A 20,259-nucleotide genomic window follows, 5' to 3' on the forward strand; every position below is an offset into this window, starting at 1 on the left:
CACTCATAACCTTCCCTCCGCGCCGGAAGTTCCGGCCAGCGTCAGCACCCGGTTGACCGGATCGACGCGCACTATGGCCTGCGGCTGAATCTGCCATGCGATGTCTTCCAGCAGTTCATGCGCCGGACGGTTCAAACCGCGCACCACGACCGTCAAAGCCTGCGCGGAAGGACTCCCTGCCTCTTTATAGCGGTAGCCGAGTTGCAGACAGATTTCCTTGAGCGCCCCGGACGCTTCGCCAGTCCAGGCAAGGGAAACGGGCAGATTCAGCGAGGGATCGGCGGGCGGCAGCAAGGGCTGCAAGCCCTGCCCGCGCAGTCTGGCAAGCATGGCGAGTTCGCCGTGGGCCTGCTCCGCAGCCTGTCCAAGCGTAGCTGATACGAAATCGACTTCATGAGGAACCGGAGGCGCGGTTTTCTCCGCGCAGGCCGCAAGAGCCAGACAGGACACTATCAATACGGTTCTGGAAAACACAAAGGTACTCCTTATATTTAAGGTTAAGGGAGACACGCCCCCGCCCGCTACGGGCGTTTGCGGAAATGCAACAGCCAGCGGCACAGCGGCGTAAAGCGACGGTGACGTAAAATGGAAATGCGCCAGAGCGTTGTGACCATGCCGAGCAGACAGGGCGGCGCGATGCAGGCCAGGGACAGAAAGGAAAGCGGACTGTGCGACCATGCCACCGCGAGGAGGCAGGCCAGAGCCGCAGCGAGGAACACCAGCAGCCGCAGGCACAAGGCCGAGATGACGCCGGGAATATCCGCGTCGGCAATACCCCAGGCCGCAAGAACGAGGGTGAAATCTTTTTCCAGTGCGGCCTGTTCCGATGCCGCGCGGTTCCGCCGGAAAGCGGCCAGCCGGGAACGGAAACCGGAACGGAGTTCCGTCAGGTGCTGACGGGATTCAGCGGCGACAGCCAGAAGGCTTGAAAGGGAAACGGGCGTTTTCATGCCGACCTCCAGCCGGGACAGTTCGCCTCAAACACGGCGCGGGCAAAGCCCATCGGCGTGGCGCTGCGGAGGTTCGCCCGTTCCGGAGAAGGAGGAAGCCGGTGCATCCTGCTTCCCTGTACCGGTTCAAGACGTTTGGGTGGCGGCATGATGAAGCCTCCCCCTGTCCAGAGGCAGGTTTTCTTGGTGTACAGGTCGTTTTCACCTCCCGGATAGCCCGCGTAATCACAGGGATCGAAGGTGTAATCCGGCTTGCGCCAGTAGGTGGAGATGGTGGAAACGGGGTTTTCGATAAGGTACGGCGCATGTGTCCATTCCGCGAGGCGGATGGAAGCGTAGAACAGGCGTATGGACTGGAACAGCGCGAACAGCCCCTTGTCCCTGAACCACCGTGCCCCGGAAACGGCCACATCCGTGCAGGGCGGGAAGAAGGCGGCAAAGGTGATGGGGCGGAACGGCGGCAGCCAGTCGCGCATGTCCGCGCCGACACGGATAATGTTTCCCTGTCTCGTTTCTCCCTGCGGATGCTGTATATCGACGCAGTAACAGAGGTATCCCGCTTCCGCCCAGGGGCGCACCATGTTGCCGGTCAGGTCAAAGCAACTGATGACGGTTTTTTCCTTGTCGAAAATATCCATATCAGCTCCTGAAATTCTGTTGCGTCAGTCCCGGCCTGGGGCTGGACGCAGGGGCCTGCGGCGTTGAAGTCCGGGCGTTGCCCGCGCCGGGGTTGTTCCATTGCCGTGAAATGTCGCCGCGCAGTTCCCGCGCTCCATGAGCGCCAGAGGAAACCGCATTGGTGGAACCGACAAAGACGTTTTTCACACCTGCCTGGTCTTCCTTCTCGCCAAGGGCGTGGAACTGCTGGCCTATCCAGTTGGTGACGTGTTCGGGCAGATAGTGAATGAGGCTGAAGAACTTGTTGGCCGTCATGATGACCACGATGCCGAGGATGACCAGCATGGCGAATGTACCGGTGATGCCGATGATTTTTGTCTGCATGGTTCCGCCGACAAATATCTCGAAACCCGCGCCGAGCAGTCTTCCCACCACGTTCATGAGGATGACGGCGGCGAAGAATCCGCAGACCATAAGCGGAGGACGAATAATGATGCCGAGCAGCAGGAAGTAGCCCCGTTTGCCGTGCTGTCCCGCAGCGCCGTCCCCTTCGGGCAGGGCATGGGCACAGAGCCAGAGCGGGGCCGCGACCAGAGCTTCCACCACCAGAATAATCCAGCCGACGAGAGCTGAAATCCAGCGGATGAACGGAATGGCGGGCAGATAATAAGCCAGAGCCAGGCCATAGAGCAGGAGCGGCAGAAAGACCGTGAACAAGACAAAGGAAATATATTTGTCCAGATTGGGAACGGCCTTGCCCACAAACGGCAGCGCCTTGCCCATTGAGTGCGCCACATCCACGACGCCGAGCGCCGAGGCCAGACCCCAGGCCGAGCCGATGAGGTAGTCCCCCACATCAGATACGGCCATAATGGGATCGCTGGAGGACAATTTTTCAATGGCGACGGGCAGGATGTTCCCGGCCACAAGCTGATTCAGCGTGGCCCGCAGCCAGTTGCAGATTTCGTCGAAAGCCCGGCCTTCGTCCGTGACGGACGGCGTGGCCGTGGTGTCGGAAATGCCCCTCCGGCTGGCGTAGGCGGTCTTGATGTAGTTGGCCACGCGCTCTTTTGCCGCTTCATAGTCGCGCAGGCCGTGCATCAGCGCCTGAAGCTCCGACATGGTGTACTCATGCGGACTGTAGGTGATGCCGGAGTACATGGCTTCCCGGACTTCCTGATTGATCCAGGCGATTGACCAGTAGGAAGACCCGGCGATGAACCAGCCGTATTGCGCGGCGTTTTCCCTGAACTCGTTGAGCTTGTCGTGAAGCTGTCCCTGTTGTGCGTAGCTTTGCAGGCCGGAAAGGATGGTCGTGTTGACCTGATTGGCCGTATCATACAGGGCGCGAGGCTCGATGGAGGAAGCCGGAGTATCGGGATCGGCAAGCTGTTGCGCCAGCGGCGAGAGCGCGGAAATGGCCGCGCCCACGGCATTGACCTTACCCCGGCATAAGGCATCGCCTTCGTCCACGCAGGAAACCGTGATGCTTCCCGCATTGCCGTTGAAGATGAATCTGTATTCACCACCGGAGCGGAACCAGTTGCCGCTGTATGTCCATTCTCCGCCCGGCGTGATGTTCAGGCCGCGCCGTTCGTTCAGGTAATACTGGAGTGTCAGCGATTCCAGAGCGCCGTTGGTGATGGACGCATAGTGCGTGACGTTCTGATCCGGAGCCTGGGGAGAAAGCTGCCCACCATGCTCCACAAAATACTCCGTACCCAGCTCCCAGACGTAGTTGCCGAGATTGATGGAAAAGCCGATGCAGGCCAGGATTGCCACCTGAAAGAGCGACAATCCCTTGAAAATGGGAGCCAATGCCCCCATTGCGCCCACAAAGCGCAAGGGCATCCACAAGGAACTGTATCGCTTGCCGAAAGGCGTTCCCTCGTGCGCTGTTCCGGCCACGGCGACTGCCAGAACCCACAGGAACAGCGCGGAAATGACAGCCAGAGCGATCAGGTTGAAGGCGCTGAACATTTCAAGCATCAATTCCGATGCCTGCGAACCGCCGAGGCTCGTGCCCCAGGTATCCCATCCCTGACCGAGAAAGGTGTCCAGAATATGCTTGCTGGCATCGGTCTGGAGCAGGACTTCCGAAGTCGCGGGAAGGTCAGTTGCCATACAGCTCCTCCCTACTGCTGTGCGCCGACCATGCGCGTGTAGAGGTCATCCATTTCCTTGCCGGTCGTGCCCTCCATGCGTGTGAGGTAGTCCAGCGAGGCAATGACGGTCAGCCTGTCCAGCAAGTCCGTGTTCTTGCGCGTCAGCTCCATCTGGAACGCCTGCATAATCACCAGCTCCCGCAAAAGCCCCGCATCCGTTGCTGTGGCTATTTGGGCAAACCAGTTCGGGTTCCCGACGCGCATCTGCGAGAGGAGCCTGTACAGTCCGGCTTCGGAGAGCCTGCCGTCCACAATGCCGGGCGGCGTGCCGCTCCCGCCCGCTTCCGACCACTGGTTTTCCGCCCAGGCCGTGACATCTTCCGGCAGCGTGGGCGCGTGATAGACCACATGGTTGTTCAGGGATTCCATGACGGCGGCCACCCGTTCCTCATGGATTTTTCGTGCCGCCGCGTAGGTCTGCCCGGCGGGCGTTTCCTTCTGTTCCTCCGTCACCACCGGCAAGGGACGGGGATTGGCCAGCGTCTTGACGGCTTCATGGGCCTGCGCCACCTGATCCTCGGTCAATGTACTTTGCAGCGGAAAGAGCGCGTCCAGACTTTCCTGTTCGGAAGGCTGGTCATCGGCCAGCACACGCTGAAGAAATTCCACCGGCTTTTTGGACGTATGGGCGTGTTCAAGCTGCTTTTCGCGCATGGCGGCGTGGATTTCCTGTCCGGCCTGAGCGCCGAGCTGGATGCCCGCGCCCAGGGAGCTGCTTCCGCACAGTCCGGCAGGCTGCGCGGCCTTGCCGTACATGTCCTCGGTTTTCATGGCCTCGCCCGCCACGGCCTGTCCCTTGAGCGTGGCGGCATTGCTTTCCTTGAGCGCGACGAGCGCCCGCACGATGGTGGCGGATTCCGTCTTGATGGTGCCGATGATGTTCTGCGCGGCCAACAGGATTTCCGAACGGATGGCCTGCGCTTCCGCCGCTGTATAGGCGTTTACCGCCTGAATGGTTTCGGATTTCGCCGCCGTGACGATGGCTCTGACAGAGCCGCATCCGCAGCCTCCGGCCCAGACCTGAGCCGGAAAAGCCGTTATCAGCAAAGCCAAAAGAACTTTTTTCATAGTTCCCTCGCTATTTCGTTGGCAATTTCCAGAATGACGTTGACGACTTCCCCATCGGCGTCGCTCTGGTCTTCGACCTTGCGCCTGCGGCGTTCCACTTCGGCCTTGGCCGAACCGCCCGGAAAACGCGCGGCCAGCCGCCGCAGGGTTTCGGACGGCCCCAGGCGCTGATAGAGATTGTTGCGGATAGCCACGTCTTCCGTGGTGGTGGAAAAGGCCCAGAGGGATTGCGGGCCGATGGTAAGACTGAGGACAAGCTGGGACATGCCCGAACCAGTCCTGAACAGGGCAATGAGATTGGAACCGGCCTTGCCGGGCTTGCCCAACCGTGAGAGCGCATGACGGCATGCCCCGTTCAGGCCGAAGCGTTCCGAGAGATTGTCGATGCTTTTCTCGGTTCCAGAACCGAGAATGACCACGGTTGTGGCCAGTTCGTCCGTGATGATTTTGGGAATGTCGTCAATGGACTGCGTGTACAGTCCGATGGACAGGTTCCACTTGCGTGATTCCCGCGCCATTGTGGTCATGTCGGCCTGAAGCTGTCCCGCCACCGAGATGTTGTTGGTCACACGGTGAGCCTCATCGTAGCTCAGTCTTTTTTGGCAAATATCTACTTGATATAATTTAATAAAAATTTTTTTGAAAAAAATTTACCCTGCCAGTTACCCCAAAAAATTCGGGATAGCTGAGGACGTTTGCGGACGGGATTAGACAGAAGGGAGCGGGACTCGGAAAAATTGGGCAACTGGAGTGGGACGAAAAAGCGGGGTAAACGTATTCCATTTTAAGGCATTTTTTGATAAGCACATCGGAGAAGCACAGCTAATGCTCATAATTTCAAAATGCGGAGACGGGATTTAAATTACCTATTTAACTCTCTTAATTTATACGGCATATTTAGAAAAATAAATTTTATACCCCTAAAAATTTTAGCTTTGAGTGGACATTTTAGGGTTTGCCCGGACAAGCTCTAGGTGTAGAGTGTCAACACGTTGTTCACCCTCCGTTCAGCCTTGAGGCTGGAGGTTTTCTGCCAAGAGCCGTATGCGGACGCACAAAGTTGTAGCGATGCGTCCAGACCGGCAAGTTCGCTGTTCTTTTCTCTGAGTGGGTATACGTGTGTGCGTATGCCCACTCTTTCAAGGCCGTCCTGATAAAGCGTTCCGCCTTGCCATTGGTTTGAGGCCGGTAAGGTCGGGTCCGTTTATGCTTTATGCCAAACTCCCGGCACGCATCCCGGAATTTTTGGGATTTATAACACGCTCCATTATCCGTCAGTACTCGTTCCACTTTTATGCCGTGGGCGCTATACCAAGCTACCGCAAACCATAAAAACTCTATCGCTGATTCCGCGGTCTCATCCGGGAGCACCGCTGTATACGCTGCCCTGGACGCATCATCCACGCAGACGTGTAAGTATTCCCAGCCTGGGTGGCGGCGACGGACTTGCCGTGTTCCTGCTTTCTTGTGGCCAACGCCGTCAATCTTGCCCAGTCGCTTGATATCCAGATGCAGCATTTGCCCGGGCTTTTCCCACTGGTAACGCTGGATGGGCGCTTTTTCCTCCAAAGATGAAATCCGGGAGCAGCCGAGTTTACGCAAGGCCCGGAACACGCTGCTGCGGCAAAGGCCAAGACGTAACGCAATTTCATCACCAGTCAGGCGCTCTTTGCGCAAAGCCAAAATGGAACCAAAATCTTGTTCCGTCAGTGTGCCCCGGCATCGCTTCGGGCGAGAACTTCTGTCCGCAAGATTCTCAAAGCCTCCCTGCCTGTAGCGGCTCATCCACTTTCTGGCGGTACGCAGGCTTACACCAAAACCCGCCGCAACTGCGGCTGCGGGCTTTTCGCTCATCCGCCGGATCATTTCCTCTCGACCGCGTGCAGTCAATTTGGCATTCTTATGGCTGTTCACCCTGTCCTCGGCTCGGTTTACTGTTGTCTGTCAACTCCAGCTTTACCGGCTTGAGGCAGGGTGAACAACCTATTGGAACATTACATCTAGGTTTGAACATAATAAAATTGGGGGCTGTCCTAGCTAAGAAAAAAGAGCTAGGATAAGACCATGTATGAAAGACGCAGCAGACTAAATTATCGGCAACAGGCCGAACTCATAAAATTTTTTGTGGCTGGTGCCACGGCAAGGGCTGCCGGAGAAATGGCAGGAGTAAACCGTAACACAGCCACATCCTATTTCATGCGTTTGCGACGTCTCATTGCTTCGCATCTCCCCAGTTATCGACTGTCCGGTGAAATAGAAGCCGATGAAAGTTACTTTGGAGGTGTAAGAAAAGGTAAAAGAGGACGGGGAGCTGCCGGAAAAATAGCTGTTTTTGGTTTACTGAAGAGAAACGGCAGAGTTTACACGGCAATCATTCCTGATGCCCGCACTGAAACACTTCTCCCCATCATCAAAGAACAGGTGGAACCCGACAGTATAGTCTATACGGATACATTTTCAGCTTACAATGCCCTGGATATCAACGGATTCCATCATCATCGCATCAATCATTCCCAGAAGTTTGCGGAACAGCATAATCATATCAATGGAATAGAAAATTTTTGGAATCAGGCCAAAAGGCACTTGCGTCGCTTTAACGGTATCAAGCCTGAACACTTTTACTGGTTCCTCAAGGAATGCGAATGGCGTTTCAATGGAGGCAATCATAAACAGCTCCTAACTCAGCTAACTTATTGGGTAAAACAAGCAAAACATTAGTCTTAACTAGGACAGCCCCTAAAATTGAAAAAAATTTTCAAGCTGGACAGGCATAATCAAAAAATATTTATTCCTAAATAATTTCTTAACAACTCTCCTGTAAATCTGAGCTCAAGACGGCTGGCAACCCGCTGAATGTAGCCGGTCCCAGCAGGCAACACGCTTGAGTGTTCATTTTTACATACCTGGAGGGTATTATGAAAAAGCTTCTTTCCATTCTCAGCATTACGGCCATTATCTGCTCACTGTCCTTAAGCCAGGCCATCGCCATGGAAGCCAAGTCCGGCGACATGAAAAGCGACAAGACCATGATGGACAATGGCATGAAAAAAGACGGCGCCATGGGGAAAGACCATAAGATGATGGACGACGGCATGAAAAAGGACGGGATGATGAAAGATAAGGGCATGAAAGACGACAAGGGTGTGATGAAAGGCGACAGCATGAAGAAAAAAATGTAGCTCCCAAGCTGCCGGTGGTGAGCGGGGCCTTTGCCTTGGCCCCGCTTTCCACCGTTAAAACAGGGGAGCCGGAGGCCAAATTCTCCATTGTGCCTCCGACGCCTAGAAGCTAAGTTTGGCGAAAGCTGTGGAGAACTCCCTACTACGCTGAACAGCAGGTGTTTATGTACAATATTTTGGTAGTGGAAGACGAACTGAAAATCGCCCAAACCGTGATGGACTACCTTCGCCGCGAGGGCTACGCGGTGCTCCACGCCGCGACCATCGCCGAGGCCTTGAAACTCGTCAGTTCCGATATCGACCTCATCGTACTCGACCTGATGCTGCCCGACGGCCAGGGTGAAGACCTTTGCGCACACGTGGTCGGCCTCTACAACACGCCTGTAATCATGCTCACCTCGAAACGTAGCGAGCAATCCAGAATCAACGGTTTCGCCTCTGGGGCCGACGACTACCTGGCCAAGCCTTTCAGCCCGCGTGAGCTGGTGGCCCGGGTAAAGGCCGTGCTCAAACGCTGTCGCCCGATGGAGAACGTCATCCACTTGGGCAAAAACATTGCAATCTACATGGATAAACATACGGTCAGCAAAAACGAGACGGAAATCAAGCTGACCCCCAATGAATACAAGGTGTTGCTCTGCCTTGCCAGCAACAGCAAAGCCGTGGTCAGCCGCGACAAACTGGTGGAATACATCGATTCGCCGGATGCCATGGATCGTATTGTGGATGTGCATATTGCGCACCTACGCCAGAAGCTTGAAGACGACCCAAAAAAGCCGGAGATTATCAAAACCGTTCACGGCCAGGGCTACAGCCTGGGGGTGGAGCGCCATGCGTAAAAACAAGCCATTCCGCAGACTCTTCACGGCCTATTTTGTGGTGATAACGGGCATCACCGTGGTTGTATTCATCTTTTTCGGCCTACATATCATCGACCGCTTCTTTTCCTATTACGTGGACAAGGTGCATGAAGAGACCCAGCACATGCTGGTCATGCAGGTGGCCATGCACTACAAGATGTATGGTAGTTGGAACGGCTATGACGGCAGCGAGACCGGGGCCGCAGCCAAACTCTCCGGCGATTATTTTACCATAACCGACCTGGCCGGAAACACTGTTTACACCAGTGAAAAAGGCGTGGAGCGCTGTTGCGCCAACCCCAACCACAAGTACACGCGGGTCAGGCTGCCCATAACGGTTGACGGCAAAACAGTTGGCGAACTTACGGCCGGCTATTTCAGCAACCACATCAGTTCACCCGAAGCCGATGCATTCCGGGGCGGCGGCATTTGGCTGGTGGTGCTTTCAATAATCTGCATCAGCGTGGTGGGCGCGGCCATCTCCATGCTGTTCTTTTACCGGCTCTCCAAGCCAATCCGGCAAATTGCCGTGGCGGCCAAGGATATTTCGACCGGGCACTTGCAAACCCGTATAGCCATCAAGGGCAATGTGGCCGAAATGCACGAGATCGCGGATTCCATCAACGCCCTTGGCGAATCGCTGCTTAACCAGGAAAAATTCCGGCAGGAGCTAATCGTCAGCCTTTCGCACGAACTGCGCACGCCACTGCAAATTTTGCTTAGCCAGCTTGAAGCCATGCTCGACGGCATCTACGAGGCGGACAGGGAACGGCTTGAGGCAATGCGCGCCGAAGTTGCCCGCACCGGCGAGTTGCTTAACGAGCTTGAAGACCGCCTGATTTACGAAAACGACGCCTTTGATCTGAACATTACCCAGGTAAACGTTTCCGATCTGGCCCACAGGGTCGCCATCGGCCACGAGGGCGGCTTCGCGCAAAAAAAACTGGATTTTATCTACAATATTGAGCCGGACGTGATTATCGAGGCAGACTCGGTACGTCTGGCCCAGGTGCTGATTAACCTGCTTTCCAACTCCATCAAGTACACACAGGCTGGCGGGGCCAGCCTAAGCCTCAAACGCGAGGGCCGGAACGTCGTAATCGAAATAACTGACAGTGGCGAGGGCATGGATGAAGAAACGGCAAAGAATATCATCAACCGTTCCAGTCAGGCTTTCAAGGCGGTAAACAGCAAGGGCGTTGGCCTTTATATCGCCAAGCTCATCGTGGACAAACACGGCTGGGCGCTCGACATTGAGAGCCATAAAGGCCGAGGAACCACGGTCAGAATAATCATGTAACGAGGCCGCGCGTGGTCATGCAATAGAGTAATATTATGGAAATGCTCACAATGGGATTTGTAGCCACGGTGTTTGCCGCTGGCCTTCTATCTTTCTTCTCGCCATGCGTGCTTCCGATCTTGCCGGTGTATTTCGGCTATCTTTCCGGAGGCGTTAACTCCGCACAGGAGCAAGACAACACCAGCCTTTTTAAAGCGTTTGCCTTTGTTGCGGGCCTGGCCGCTTCCTTTTTCATTCTTGGTTTCGGAGCCGGAGCTTTGGGCGGGCTCATAAGCAACAGATGGTTCTTTATGGCTTGCGGTGCAATAATCATCGCCTTCGGACTGCATCAGACCGGATTGATCAGCATCCCCCTGCTTGAACGGGAAAAAAAGCTGGATGTGGCTTTCAATCCACGCAAAGGTTTGATCGGCGCGTTTGCCCTCGGCTTTCTTTTCTCTTTCGGCTGGACGCCCTGCGTAGGGCCGGTGCTGGGGGCAGTGCTCGGCATTTCCTCACAGCAAGGCAGCGCCCTTACCGGTGGCGGGCTGCTTTTGGTCTATGCTTTCGGCCTGAGCCTGCCCTTTGCCGTGCTGGCCCTTGGCTCAAGGAGTCTGTTTGGGCGCATCAAAGGCATATATCCGCATTTTCCCAAAATAAAAATTGCCGGGGGTATCCTGATCATCCTTATGGGTTGCTGGATGATTTGGGGGCAAATCACGTTGCTGAGGGCCGGGCAGAATGAGCCAGTCTCAAACTCTGAAAGGCATCCCGCCCGCATGCAGGCCCTTAACGCCGCCCCGGCCAGCCTGGACGATTTCCGGGGCAAGGCTGTGTGTATAAAGTTCTGGGCTACCTGGTGCCCGCTCTGCTTGGCCGGTCTCGAGGATTTTGCGGCATTATCCGCCGAGTATGCCGGCTCAGAAGATATAGCCGTTATCTCCGTGGTCGCTCCCGGCCTGAACGGCGAGGTAGGCAAGGATGATTTCACTGCCTGGGCCAAGGCGCAGGGCCTGTCTTTCCCGATTTATTTCGATGAGAACGGCGCTTTAACCAAGGAATTCGGAATCAGAGCCTACCCTACTTTCGTCTATCTGGGAAAGGACGGCAGGCTGTTCAAACAAAGCGTCGGAGACGAATCCAACGAGCGCGTCATTAAGGAACTTTCAAACCTCGGCGCGCAAGAGAGGTGATATTATGAAAAAAAATATACTCATGCTGGCTGCGGTCATACTCGGCTCAGGCTTTTTTGGCGTAAGCGCCCAAGCAACTGAACCCCTAAAAGATGCCTATTTCGCAGGTGGCTGTTTCTGGGGTGTGGAAGAATATTTTTCGCGTATTCCGGGTGTGCTTGACGTCACCTCCGGCTACGCCAACGGGAATACTGAAAAACCAACTTACAGGGAAGTCTGCTCGGGAAAAACCGGCTATGCCGAGGCCGTGCACGTCAGCTACGACCCGGCCAAAGTAAGCCTGGAAACATTGACCAAGCAGTTTTTCAAGATCATCAACCCCATCAGTGTGAACAAGCAGGGCAACGACCTGGGCAGCCAGTACCGAACCGGCCTGTATTACGCCGATGAAGCCGACAAGCCGGTTCTGGAAAAGGTCTGGAAAGAGATACAGGGCAAATATTCGCAGCCTCTGGCTGTGGAGCTTCTACCCCTGAAAAATTACTATCCGGCCGAGGAATACCATCAGGATTACCTGAAAAAGAACCCAGGCGGCTATTGCCATATCAGCTTTGACAGTCTCAAAGATATTCCTGCAAGCGACAGAGACTCGCTGGACGCAAGCAACTACTCTAAGCCGCCGGCCGAAGAGCTGAAAAAGCTGCTCAGCCCGGAACAATACAATGTAACCCAGAAAAACGGCACTGAACGGGCCTTTTCAGGCCGGTATTTGGATAATGAAGAGCCGGGCATATATGTTGACGTGGTAACCGGCGAGCCCCTATTTTCTTCCGCCGACAAGTTTTACTCCCGCTGCGGCTGGCCCAGCTTCACCAAGCCCATCTCGCCGGTGGTGGTCACCGAGCACAAAGACAGAAGTTTCGGTATGCTGCGCACCGAAGTACGCAGCCGGGTCGGCGACTCGCATCTCGGCCATGTCTTCGACGACGGCCCGAAAGACCGTGGCGGTTTGCGCTATTGCATCAACAGTCTGGCGATACGGTTCATCCACTATGACGACATGGACAAAGAGGGGTACGGAGATTTGAAAAGCGCCGTGAAGTGATGGTCTTAGTGTCTGAAGCCAGCCTACCGGCTTTAGATAAAACACGGAGAGCGCCTTGTTTGAGGGCGCTCTCCGTGTTTCAGCGCATTCTCATACGGTATTGCGGCTGTTCTTCCGGCGGCTTGGGTTTCTGCCGCTCGGCTTCAATCCGCTCCGCTTCCCTCTGAAACGTCTGTATGAGTTCTTTTGTGGGCTTGGCCGCCGCAAGGTCAATATCTCCGGGTGCGCCAAAGGCGTACCAGACCATGCGCCGGGCATAGTCTATCCAGTCGCGGTTTTCTTTCTCCCGCCGGAGCGGACGGGCCTGCCTGTACATTTCATTGGCGGTTTCCTGCGGGGTGTATCCGGCAAGGCGCATGTGCAGGGCAAGCAGGCTGTCCATGCGGGAAGCGTCGATAGCTCCGGGATTTTCCTTTTGCAGAATTTCCAGACAGGCGCGGTACGGCGCGGCCAGACTGCCGATTTTGGGAAACTCGAATTTTCTGACTTCCATATCCGGCCTTATGCGCTTCCTGAAGCGCCAGAGATTGGCAAGGCGGTTGCTTTTCCGCCCAAGCCAATATTTGAAGCTGCCCAGCGGCGTGGGCTTGGGCGTTTCTTCCCGTAGCCGTTCCCTTTCTTCCCGCTGTTGCTCCTTGAGAAAATGCCGGGCAATGTTCAGCATGGGGAGGCCGTGCGGCGCGAGGGCGGCAAGGCTCTTTCGCCGCTGTTCCCGCTGTCGCTCCCGTATTCGCCGCCTGTCGGCGGCAACGCGCTTCCTGCCGCTTCTCCGGCGCTCCGCTTCATCGGCGCGAGCCTGCCGGTACTCCCGCCATTGCTCGATGAAAACTTCGCTGACCGGCTCCGGCTCAATTTTCGGCATGTCCTCCGCTTCCGGCGGGTACACTCCGGCTTTATACTCGCCAAGCCGTTTGCAGAGCCTGGACAAGCCGAAATTGCGGTCTATGGACGAGGCTTTGACGGCTGTTTCACCCACAAACACGATTGCGCCTGACCCTTTCTTTTCAAAGCGCAAGCCGACCGCCGCCAGTTTTTCATGCAGTTCTTTCCAGCTTCCGGCAGTCTTGATGATTTTGTGGCCGCGCTCCTGGGCGATACGCATGGCCGATTTTTCGCCGGTAGCGTTTTCAAAGTCTTCGGCCTTGGCCGTGGGCTTGACGGTTTGCGGCATTTCAAGAAACGGTATCTGCTTTATATTGCGCACTATCTCGCCTTTTTCGTTGACGCGATAACGGGCTTTTTCCTGACTTGCCCAGCCCTGCTTGTGGGTTATGAGGGCCGCTATCCTGTGGCCTTCCTCAATGTCAAAACCCCGGTGCGGCTGAACCGTTTTCATGGTGTAGGGGTTTGTCCGGTTGACGGCGATATGCACATGATAATTGCCGGTGTTCCCGTGCAGGGTGTAAAACGCCTGATGTTCCTGTAAACCCATGCGTTCAAGAAAAATATGCGCGGCCTCGTCAATCTGTTCATGGCTCGGCAGTTCGTTTTCCTGCCAGGACATAACCCAGTGGGCAATCGGCATTTTGCTTTGTACGGATTCCTCGGCAAGAGCAATCATTTCATTTTTTTGCGCCGCCAAAGTCCCTGTGATGAAGTTCAACGCTCCTGAATACATCAGCTTGTCGTTGCCGTATTCGTCCTTTTCGGCAAAGATGTAGTCCACCAGGGCGGCTATCATGGTCGCCTTGGGCTTCTCAAAATTGGTGCGCTTCAGCTTTTTCAGGATCATTATCTTTCGCTCAATCTCTCAATGACCGCCCGTATGGCGTTCAGGGTCGCGCTCAATTCCGCAAGCTCATTCCTCCCGCCTTTTTCCCTGACCGCTTCAAAATTGTATTTGAGCAAGCCGCCAAGTCGCCGCAACTCCCGGATGGTCTGGCCGTCCGTCTTGGCGACAAGCGGTCTGCCCCCAAAGAACAGGCGGCGCATGTATTCGGAAACGGAGATTCCGGCGATTGCCGCCTGTCCGCTCAAACGCGCGTCCTCCTCGCCGGTAAGCCTGAGCGTCCGGCGGCACTGAAAACGCGCGAGGGTCTTGTCTTTTGCTTTCATGCCTTTCCTGCCTTTTCAGCGCGTGAGAAGCGAAGCGCCGAATGCGCTGTGGAGTCCAGAGGCGCAGCCTTTGGCAAGGTGTGTGGCTGTCGTCAGACAGCTACCAACTTGTGAAGAAAAACCGCAATCGTTATGCAAAACAACCTCCATTCAATCCAGTAATCAGCGCATGACGCTTTCCGCTGAATTTTGTTTGGAACATATATGAGATTTTTCTTTATGTGCAAGCAAAAAAGGCAAATGGACGGTATTATTCTTTTGAGTACAATAGCCATTTTCTGTATGATGAAACATGATTTTTCACTTCATAAAAAAGTTACTGTGCATATTTGTGCGCTACAGTCTTTTCTGTGCATTACTGTACAATGCCGTCTTGCCCTTGGTACTTGAAAATAAAGTCGCAATTATGATATGTCTGTTCGCAAAAATCAGTTTCGCAACAGGAGATAAGGCAATGGGAAAAGCGCAACGCTACACAATGGAACAGATTCAGGCCGCGCAAAAATCATTGCGGGGGCTGGCGGTGAAAAACGCCGGAAAGACCAGAGCGGAAACGGTGGAGTTTCTGGCGGCGGATATTCGCAAGGCCGTGGAGCAAGGTTACAGCCTGAATGAAATCAGGGACACTCTCGCCAAAGCGGGCATATCGGCTCCGCTCTCGCGCATGAAAGCTCTGCTTGGGCAAGGCGAGGGTGGAAGCGGCGCAAACGGTCGGGGATATGCCGGAAATTCCGGGCAAGCCTGAACCGGAAAGCATGGTCACGGCTCAGGCTGATACTGCCGTGACTACTGACCTGCCCGGCGGGAAAAAGTGCAGTTATTTTTAACTGTGAAGGGTAAAAGCGGTTTCAGAAAAGGCGTGAGCGTATTTTGCCTTTCGGCCTTTCTGCCTTTTGCTTGTGTGGAGTTTTTTTGTTCGGAAGCCCCCTGCGGAGCGTTTTTTCGTCCCGTCGCCCGCGAAGCGGAAACGCCGGAAGCACGGCGGCGAATGTCAAGGCCGGGCAAAGCCCGCCCGCATAGCGGGTTGCCTTGACAGAGCCGCCGTGCTTCCGGCACAGTTGCGGGCGTGACGGGCGAAAACAGGGGCAATTTTCATTTCTGCTTTTCGTCCTTTTTCTCCTCCGCTTTTTGTTGTTCCCCCGTCAGTTCCCTGAGCGTTTTGGCAATGTCCGAGGCTTTCCAGACCGTTGTTTTGGGGCCGATTTTTATCGGCTTTGGGTACTTGCCGCTTTTGCAACCTTGCCACCATGCGCTTCTGCTTATGGGTATAAGCTCCAGCACTTGCGAGATTCGCAAAAGCGCGTCTTCGTTTATGGTTTGTGACATACTTTCCTCCGTTGGTTGTGGGTGTTGTTTCAAAAATTGTTTTCATACACCACCAAGACTGTTGCGCGTTTTTTCGCGTAATTCATCAAGGTAGTCGGCCCATTCCTGCATCATCTTCCGCCGTTCAGGCAGATATTCGGCGCGGTTGTATATGCCGCGAATGATGTTTCTTGGAACGTGCGCAAGCTGGCGTTCTATCCAGTCAGCGTTATAGCCAAGCTCGTTAAGCATGGTGGAGGCCATAGACCTGAAGCCGTGCGGGCACATTTCATCAGTGTCAAAGCCGATGCGCCGTATTGCCCCAAGCAGGGCTGATTTGCTCATGCTCCGCTTTTCTGTTTTGTAGTTGGGGAATACATAAACGTCATTGCCGGAGTAGTTTTGCATTCTCCGCAGTATCGCTATGGACTGGCGGCTCAGGGGTATCAGGTGGTCGCGGGACATTTTCATGCGTTCCGCCGGAATGCGCCACAAAGCGTCATCAAAATCAATTTCCCGCCATTCGGCGTTGCGCAGTTCGCCGGTGCGGCAAAACGTGAGCGCCATAAGTTGCAAGGCGCTCCGCACAACAAGAGTTCCGGGGTAGTTGTCCAGGGCAATCAGCAAATTGCCCACGGCTTCCGGCGTGGTCTGCGAAGGCAGGTTTCGGCGTATGCGCGGGGCAAGCGCGCCTTTCAGATCCGCCGCCGGGTCGCGCTCGGCGCGGCCGGTAGCAATGGCGTAGCGGAAAACGCACGAACAGATTGTACGCACACAATGCGCTATGTCCCTCGTTCCCCGCGCTTCGATTTTTCGGAGTATCGCCAATACTTCCGGCGCGGAAATTGTGTTGACGGGTTTTGAGCCTATGGCCGGGAAGAGATTGCGCTTCATGCGGCAAAGGTTGGTCTTGGTGTATGCTTCGCTCCATTTGTCGCGCTGTTGCTCATACCATTCCATAGCAACCAGTTCAAAAGTGTTCTGGTAGGCGACTTTTTCCTGTTTACGCTGTTCTGACGGGTCAATACCGCTTTCAAGCGTCTTGCGGGCCTGTTCGGCGCGTTCTCTGGCGTCCTTCAGGCTGACGGTGGGGTACAGGCCAAGGGAAATGAGTTTTTCCCTGCCGTGAAACTGGTATTTGAACCGCCATGCTTTTGTGCCGTTGGGGGACACGAGCATGAAAAGTCCCTTGCCGTCGAACAACTTTTGCGCCTTGTCGCCGGGCTTTACGGCTCTGAGGGCTGTATCGGTCAATGCCATTGGGGTAATCCTCCGTGTTGAGATTGATTTACCCCATACGCTACCCCAAAAAATGGGGTATGTCCATGCGTCCAAGAAAATCCATGTATATCCAAATTTTCAAATTTATCTTGTATTATCAATATGTTTTATATCAAAACGGATGATATTTTTCTGCGATAGTCCTCTTCGTAGCACAATCTTTTGGGATCTTCCCGGATGGCCTCAATGCGTCTGGCGTGGTAGTCCTGATAGTATTCGGGCATGAGCTGCACGTCAGCGGGCATCAAAAAGAAGCGCGAACCAAGAACGTGTCGGGCCAGCATGTACATGACCGCCGACTGTCTGTCCGCCGTGGCGCCGCCGCGCGGAGCCACTTCGTCCAGGTCGAGACTGACAATCTGGGCGTCGCCCAAATCGAAGCGCGTGGGTTCCTTCAGGATGACATACGCCTCGATGGCATCCAGCAGAGAGCGCCAGACATTGTTGATGGTATGTTCCTCATAAGTGTTCTGGATGCCCTTGTTCTGCCGAATCTGCGCTCCCACATCGGCCAGCAGCGGCACGGCATAGCGTTGCGCCTGCAATGCCTCATGCACATGACCCCGTTCAAAAAGCCCATCCACCACTTCCCACCAGGAGGTGGAAGCGTCGCGGCTGATGCCTTCATGGACAATGAGGTCATGCAGTTCCGGCAACACATTGGGCTGATAGAGGCGGGGATGATTGCCGTCCGAGAGTTCCTCATAGGCAAGGTCAATGGCCCGGCCTATCAGTCCTGGTACGCCGTCCGCCGGAGCCGTGACATCCAGGGGCGTGGCCAGCAGCGACAACAGGTTGACCAGAAACGCCTTGTGCGAGGGCAGGGGCTTGCGGCAGCCCAGCGGCGTGTCAAAGGGATTGACGGCATAGTCCGGCGTCATCCTGAGCCGGTGATAGGCGGCAAGGTGCTTTTTCCCTTCGGGCAGGTTTTCTTTCAGGAGCGTGATAAGGCCGGAAGACGACGGCCCCACATCCACGATGGACAGCCACGGCAGGCGGGACAGCCCGGCCTGCGTGACAAAGGCGAAGTTCATGGCGTTGAGGAAAACCGACTTCCCGCCGCCCATCGGAGCGACGCCCAGATCGATCCACGCGGCCTGTTCCGACGAGTTCGGCGCAAAGGGCATGATTTTGCCGTCCTGCGTGCGGAACAGAAGGCTTCCTTCTTTCCACGGCGAAGCCGAGCGCAGCGGCCACATGCCGATGGCATCCTGAAGCGGCGCGGCTGTGACCGGGGCCGGACTGGACGGCATCATGCCGGGCAGTGTCGCGGTAACGCCGAGCAGCGGGTCGCCAAGAGCTTCCGTCACATCACACGTTCCCCATCCCTGAACAGCCTTGGAGAGTTCCGCCACCCGTCGCCTGAGCAGAAGATGAGCGTCCTGTTCATTTTCCCGCACACAGGCCCAGGTGCAGAGGCAGATGCGGAACTTCACGCAGCACACGCCTTCCAAATCCAGCGTGCGCAAGGTTTCCACGGCATTATTGAGACGTTTGTTGTCTGCGTTTGTGAACGCCAGAATCGCGGCCAGCAACGGCTTGAGGCCCATGTTCAGGCCGCCGTCTTCCAGCAGGAAGGACATGCGGTACGGCAAACGCTCGTCCCGTCGCGCCAGAACGCGAAAGAAGTCCTGAAACGGCTTGGGTGTCTGCGGCATGAGGGTCATGATCAGCGGCCCATAGATGCGCTCGCCTATTCGGATTGCGCTCCGCGACACCATGTTCCCCTCGCGCGGCCAGAGCTGTGTTCTGAAGTCCGGGTACAGGACGTTATGCAATGCCTCTCTTTTGCCCGTGTCCGGGTCAGGCAGACGGAGCGGCAGGGGATCGCCGGGTACAAGCGCCCGCCATGCCCGGTTGGTGAACTCCGGCGCGATGCACAGGCGGATGTCACGCAGGGCGTCATGCGCCGTGAGCGGCCAGGCCAGCAAATCCGCCTGCCGGAAGGCATCAAGAACACCAGTAAGAAAGCCATTGTGCGCGTCATGCAGGGTGGCGACAGCACGGGCAATCTGTTGACAGCCCGCAAGTGTGGGCATTTTGGACATGGCCGCGTCGCGTTCCTTCAGCGCCGTCTTCCGCAGGGTGTCGGGCAGCACGGCGGGCCGCGTCCACAGCACAATCCAGCATGTTTCCAGAGCGCAGTAACGTTGCAGGGCATGGCCCCAATCTTCCAGCAGCGGGCCGATATGCAGGCCGAGGTTGTGTGCCGTCAGGCGCGACGGCTCAAGAAGCTCGGCAATTCGTTCTCCGCTGCTTTCCGGGTCATATTCAAAGACCACCTGAAGGGCGTGCCCCGGTTTGGAAAGCGTGGCCTGGAGCTTTTCCGTCAGGCTGGAGACGATGGCCGCGTATTCTTCCACCCCCACATGCTTCAGCGAGCCTTCCAGATGAAGAAGGCTGACGAGGCTTCCGTCATCGGCCACGAGTACGCCGTTATCCACGGTTTCAAGACGACAGTAACTGTGAACCGGCCCGGCGAACGCTTCCGAGAGAGCGCGGATGCCGCGATCCACGCCGTTGACAAGTATATCAAGCATTACGCATCCCTCTTGAGTACGACTTGCTGAATGACCACGCCGCGCGGCGTCTTTGCCGTGGACGCGCGGCAAACAAGGACTGTGGCAAGGAGTTTTTGCGTGCTTTCCACGCCCTGGCTGGATTCGTAGGAAACAATCAGGGGAAACTCGACTTTCCATGTGGCCTTGCCGCCCACCAGACCGGAAGCGATGATGACCGGGGCGCGTGTGGCGACGGCGGAAGCGGAAAGTCGCTTGTCCCGAATCATGTCCAGAACGCCGGAACTTTGCAGGGAAGCCAGAAAAGACTTGTAGGCCGCGTCATCAAAATGGGGCCGAATGGTTTCCAGCTTCTCGCGCCACTCAAGGAAGTTGAGCGACATGGCCCCGGTGATGGCGTTCGACGCCCAGGTCAGCAGGCCCTCCTGCGTAAGCAGCGGCTGGTCGAGCGGAATCATGGGCGCAAGCCGCAAGTCCGGCGTGGCCGCGAAGTATTGCGGCTTCGGCTGATTCAGGAGCAGGATGGTGGCAACGCCCAGACTGGCGCACAAGGCCACGGTCAGAGTGAGAGCCAGTTTCATGGCCCGGCGGAACTGCGCCCTGTACCAGTCCAGGCCGCCGATGACGGCGGCGGCATCCGGGGCGGGCGGCGAGGCATGAACTTCCGTCATGCTCTTTGACGGCGTTTCTGCCTGCGGCTCCGGCAGGGGGACGTTTCTCTTTTTTTTGAAGAGGCTCATGT

General features: G+C 55.9%; 20 protein-coding genes. 7 read left to right on the top strand and 13 right to left on the bottom strand.

From position 1 onward, the window contains the following. Nucleotides 1–3: 3 nt before the first annotated feature. The 7 genes from T370_RS0102550 to T370_RS0102580 all read right to left on the bottom strand — a co-directional run bounded on the left by T370_RS0102550 (nucleotide 4) and on the right by T370_RS0102580 (nucleotide 6,715). A complete protein-coding gene (locus T370_RS0102550; RefSeq protein WP_029434635.1) occupies nucleotides 4–474 on the bottom strand; it encodes a DotD/TraH family lipoprotein in 471 nt (156 codons plus the stop codon). Between the two features lie 47 nt (nucleotides 475–521). After that, nucleotides 522–950: a hypothetical protein gene (locus tag T370_RS25335; RefSeq protein WP_029434636.1), complete on the bottom strand. Its 429-nt coding sequence runs from the start codon at nucleotides 948–950 to the stop codon at nucleotides 522–524. Next, a complete protein-coding gene (locus tag T370_RS0102560; protein ID WP_029434637.1) occupies nucleotides 947–1,588 on the bottom strand; it encodes a hypothetical protein in 642 nt (213 codons plus the stop codon). The genes T370_RS25335 and T370_RS0102560 overlap by 4 nt, the downstream gene beginning before the upstream one ends. A 1-nt stretch (nucleotide 1,589) precedes the next feature. Further along, a complete protein-coding gene (locus T370_RS0102565; protein ID WP_029434638.1) occupies nucleotides 1,590–3,692 on the bottom strand; it encodes a DotA/TraY family protein in 2,103 nt (700 codons plus the stop codon). A gap of 11 nt (nucleotides 3,693–3,703) precedes the next feature. After that, a complete protein-coding gene (locus T370_RS0102570; RefSeq protein WP_029434639.1) occupies nucleotides 3,704–4,801 on the bottom strand; it encodes a hypothetical protein in 1,098 nt (365 codons plus the stop codon). Beyond that, complete coding sequence (locus T370_RS0102575) at nucleotides 4,798–5,370, bottom strand: hypothetical protein (RefSeq protein WP_029434640.1); 573 nt, start codon at nucleotides 5,368–5,370, stop codon at nucleotides 4,798–4,800. Before T370_RS0102575 ends, T370_RS0102570 begins: the two co-directional genes overlap by 4 nt. 427 nt (nucleotides 5,371–5,797) lie before the next feature. Beyond that, nucleotides 5,798–6,715 (bottom strand): IS481 family transposase, encoded by a 918-nt coding sequence (locus T370_RS0102580; protein WP_009368907.1) that lies wholly within the window; start codon nucleotides 6,713–6,715, stop codon nucleotides 5,798–5,800. Between the two features lie 150 nt (nucleotides 6,716–6,865). On the opposite strand from T370_RS0102580, the gene T370_RS24060 reads away from it, so the two are divergent. The 6 genes from T370_RS24060 to msrA all read left to right on the top strand — a co-directional run bounded on the left by T370_RS24060 (nucleotide 6,866) and on the right by msrA (nucleotide 12,357). Further along, the gene (locus T370_RS24060; RefSeq protein ID WP_081847458.1) at nucleotides 6,866–7,519 is read left to right on the top strand and encodes an IS1595 family transposase; all 654 of its coding nucleotides are present in this window, start codon (nucleotides 6,866–6,868) and stop codon (nucleotides 7,517–7,519) included. A 197-nt stretch (nucleotides 7,520–7,716) separates the two neighbouring features. Continuing rightward, the gene (locus tag T370_RS0102590; protein WP_009368905.1) at nucleotides 7,717–7,980 is read left to right on the top strand and encodes a hypothetical protein; all 264 of its coding nucleotides are present in this window, start codon (nucleotides 7,717–7,719) and stop codon (nucleotides 7,978–7,980) included. Between the two features lie 164 nt (nucleotides 7,981–8,144). After that, on the top strand, nucleotides 8,145–8,819 hold the full coding sequence (locus T370_RS0102595; protein WP_009368904.1) for a response regulator transcription factor: 675 nt from the start codon (nucleotides 8,145–8,147) through the stop codon (nucleotides 8,817–8,819). Continuing rightward, a complete protein-coding gene (locus T370_RS0102600; protein ID WP_009368903.1) occupies nucleotides 8,812–10,140 on the top strand; it encodes a HAMP domain-containing sensor histidine kinase in 1,329 nt (442 codons plus the stop codon). The genes T370_RS0102595 and T370_RS0102600 overlap by 8 nt, the downstream gene beginning before the upstream one ends. 35 nt (nucleotides 10,141–10,175) lie before the next feature. Then, complete coding sequence (locus tag T370_RS25340) at nucleotides 10,176–11,312, top strand: cytochrome c biogenesis protein/redoxin (protein WP_009368902.1); 1,137 nt, start codon at nucleotides 10,176–10,178, stop codon at nucleotides 11,310–11,312. A 4-nt stretch (nucleotides 11,313–11,316) separates the two neighbouring features. After that, nucleotides 11,317–12,357, top strand: coding sequence for a peptide-methionine (S)-S-oxide reductase MsrA (gene msrA, locus T370_RS0102610; RefSeq protein WP_009368901.1), 1,041 nt, complete (start codon nucleotides 11,317–11,319; stop codon nucleotides 12,355–12,357). A 79-nt stretch (nucleotides 12,358–12,436) separates the two neighbouring features. Here msrA and T370_RS0102615 read toward each other — a convergent pair whose 3' ends face one another. Continuing rightward, a complete protein-coding gene (locus tag T370_RS0102615; protein WP_009368900.1) occupies nucleotides 12,437–14,089 on the bottom strand; it encodes a relaxase/mobilization nuclease domain-containing protein in 1,653 nt (550 codons plus the stop codon). Beyond that, nucleotides 14,089–14,412 carry a plasmid mobilization protein gene (locus T370_RS0102620; protein ID WP_009368899.1) on the bottom strand — a complete coding sequence of 108 codons (324 nt, stop codon included), beginning with the start codon at nucleotides 14,410–14,412 and terminating at the stop codon, nucleotides 14,089–14,091. Before T370_RS0102620 ends, T370_RS0102615 begins: the two co-directional genes overlap by 1 nt. 292 nt (nucleotides 14,413–14,704) lie before the next feature. Between T370_RS0102620 and T370_RS0102625 the strand changes: the two genes are divergently transcribed. Continuing rightward, nucleotides 14,705–15,157 carry a hypothetical protein gene (locus T370_RS0102625; protein WP_029434644.1) on the top strand — a complete coding sequence of 151 codons (453 nt, stop codon included), beginning with the start codon at nucleotides 14,705–14,707 and terminating at the stop codon, nucleotides 15,155–15,157. 246 nt (nucleotides 15,158–15,403) lie between these two features. On the opposite strand, the gene T370_RS26230 is transcribed toward T370_RS0102625, so the two are convergent. The 4 genes from T370_RS26230 to T370_RS0102645 form a co-directional block, all read right to left on the bottom strand. Beyond that, on the bottom strand, nucleotides 15,404–15,784 hold the full coding sequence (locus T370_RS26230; RefSeq protein ID WP_428829474.1) for a hypothetical protein: 381 nt from the start codon (nucleotides 15,782–15,784) through the stop codon (nucleotides 15,404–15,406). Further along, nucleotides 15,781–16,977 carry a tyrosine-type recombinase/integrase gene (locus T370_RS0102635; RefSeq protein WP_009368896.1) on the bottom strand — a complete coding sequence of 399 codons (1,197 nt, stop codon included), beginning with the start codon at nucleotides 16,975–16,977 and terminating at the stop codon, nucleotides 15,781–15,783. The genes T370_RS26230 and T370_RS0102635 overlap by 4 nt, the downstream gene beginning before the upstream one ends. 128 nt (nucleotides 16,978–17,105) lie before the next feature. After that, complete coding sequence (locus T370_RS0102640) at nucleotides 17,106–19,538, bottom strand: hypothetical protein (RefSeq protein ID WP_051643714.1); 2,433 nt, start codon at nucleotides 19,536–19,538, stop codon at nucleotides 17,106–17,108. Then, the gene (locus T370_RS0102645) at nucleotides 19,538–20,257 is read right to left on the bottom strand and encodes a DotI/IcmL/TraM family protein (RefSeq protein ID WP_162177128.1); all 720 of its coding nucleotides are present in this window, start codon (nucleotides 20,255–20,257) and stop codon (nucleotides 19,538–19,540) included. The genes T370_RS0102640 and T370_RS0102645 overlap by 1 nt, the downstream gene beginning before the upstream one ends. Between the last annotated feature and the right edge of the window lie 2 nt (nucleotides 20,258–20,259).

The sequence above is a fragment of the Bilophila wadsworthia ATCC 49260 genome (assembly GCF_000701705.1).
GTDB classification, from domain to species: Bacteria; Desulfobacterota; Desulfovibrionia; order Desulfovibrionales; family Desulfovibrionaceae; genus Bilophila; species Bilophila wadsworthia.

Coding starts and splice junctions, on each gene's coding strand:
- T370_RS25335 (WP_029434636.1), bottom strand. CDS start 950: ATGAAAACGCCCGTTTCCCTTTCAAGCCTTCTGGCTGTCGCCGCTGAA.
- T370_RS0102560 (WP_029434637.1), bottom strand. CDS start 1,588: ATGGATATTTTCGACAAGGAAAAAACCGTCATCAGTTGCTTTGACCTG.
- T370_RS0102565 (WP_029434638.1), bottom strand. CDS start 3,692: ATGGCAACTGACCTTCCCGCGACTTCGGAAGTCCTGCTCCAGACCGAT.
- T370_RS0102570 (WP_029434639.1), bottom strand. CDS start 4,801: ATGAAAAAAGTTCTTTTGGCTTTGCTGATAACGGCTTTTCCGGCTCAG.
- T370_RS24060 (WP_081847458.1), top strand. CDS start 6,866: ATGTATGAAAGACGCAGCAGACTAAATTATCGGCAACAGGCCGAACTC.
- T370_RS0102590 (WP_009368905.1), top strand. CDS start 7,717: ATGAAAAAGCTTCTTTCCATTCTCAGCATTACGGCCATTATCTGCTCA.
- T370_RS0102595 (WP_009368904.1), top strand. CDS start 8,145: ATGTACAATATTTTGGTAGTGGAAGACGAACTGAAAATCGCCCAAACC.
- T370_RS0102600 (WP_009368903.1), top strand. CDS start 8,812: ATGCGTAAAAACAAGCCATTCCGCAGACTCTTCACGGCCTATTTTGTG.
- T370_RS25340 (WP_009368902.1), top strand. CDS start 10,176: ATGGAAATGCTCACAATGGGATTTGTAGCCACGGTGTTTGCCGCTGGC.
- msrA (WP_009368901.1), top strand. CDS start 11,317: ATGAAAAAAAATATACTCATGCTGGCTGCGGTCATACTCGGCTCAGGC.
- T370_RS0102615 (WP_009368900.1), bottom strand. CDS start 14,089: ATGATCCTGAAAAAGCTGAAGCGCACCAATTTTGAGAAGCCCAAGGCG.
- T370_RS0102620 (WP_009368899.1), bottom strand. CDS start 14,412: ATGAAAGCAAAAGACAAGACCCTCGCGCGTTTTCAGTGCCGCCGGACG.
- T370_RS0102625 (WP_029434644.1), top strand. CDS start 14,705: ATGATTTTTCACTTCATAAAAAAGTTACTGTGCATATTTGTGCGCTAC.
- T370_RS26230 (WP_428829474.1), bottom strand. CDS start 15,784: ATGAAAACAATTTTTGAAACAACACCCACAACCAACGGAGGAAAGTAT.
- T370_RS0102635 (WP_009368896.1), bottom strand. CDS start 16,977: ATGGCATTGACCGATACAGCCCTCAGAGCCGTAAAGCCCGGCGACAAG.
- T370_RS0102640 (WP_051643714.1), bottom strand. CDS start 19,538: ATGCTTGATATACTTGTCAACGGCGTGGATCGCGGCATCCGCGCTCTC.
- T370_RS0102645 (WP_162177128.1), bottom strand. CDS start 20,257: ATGAGCCTCTTCAAAAAAAAGAGAAACGTCCCCCTGCCGGAGCCGCAG.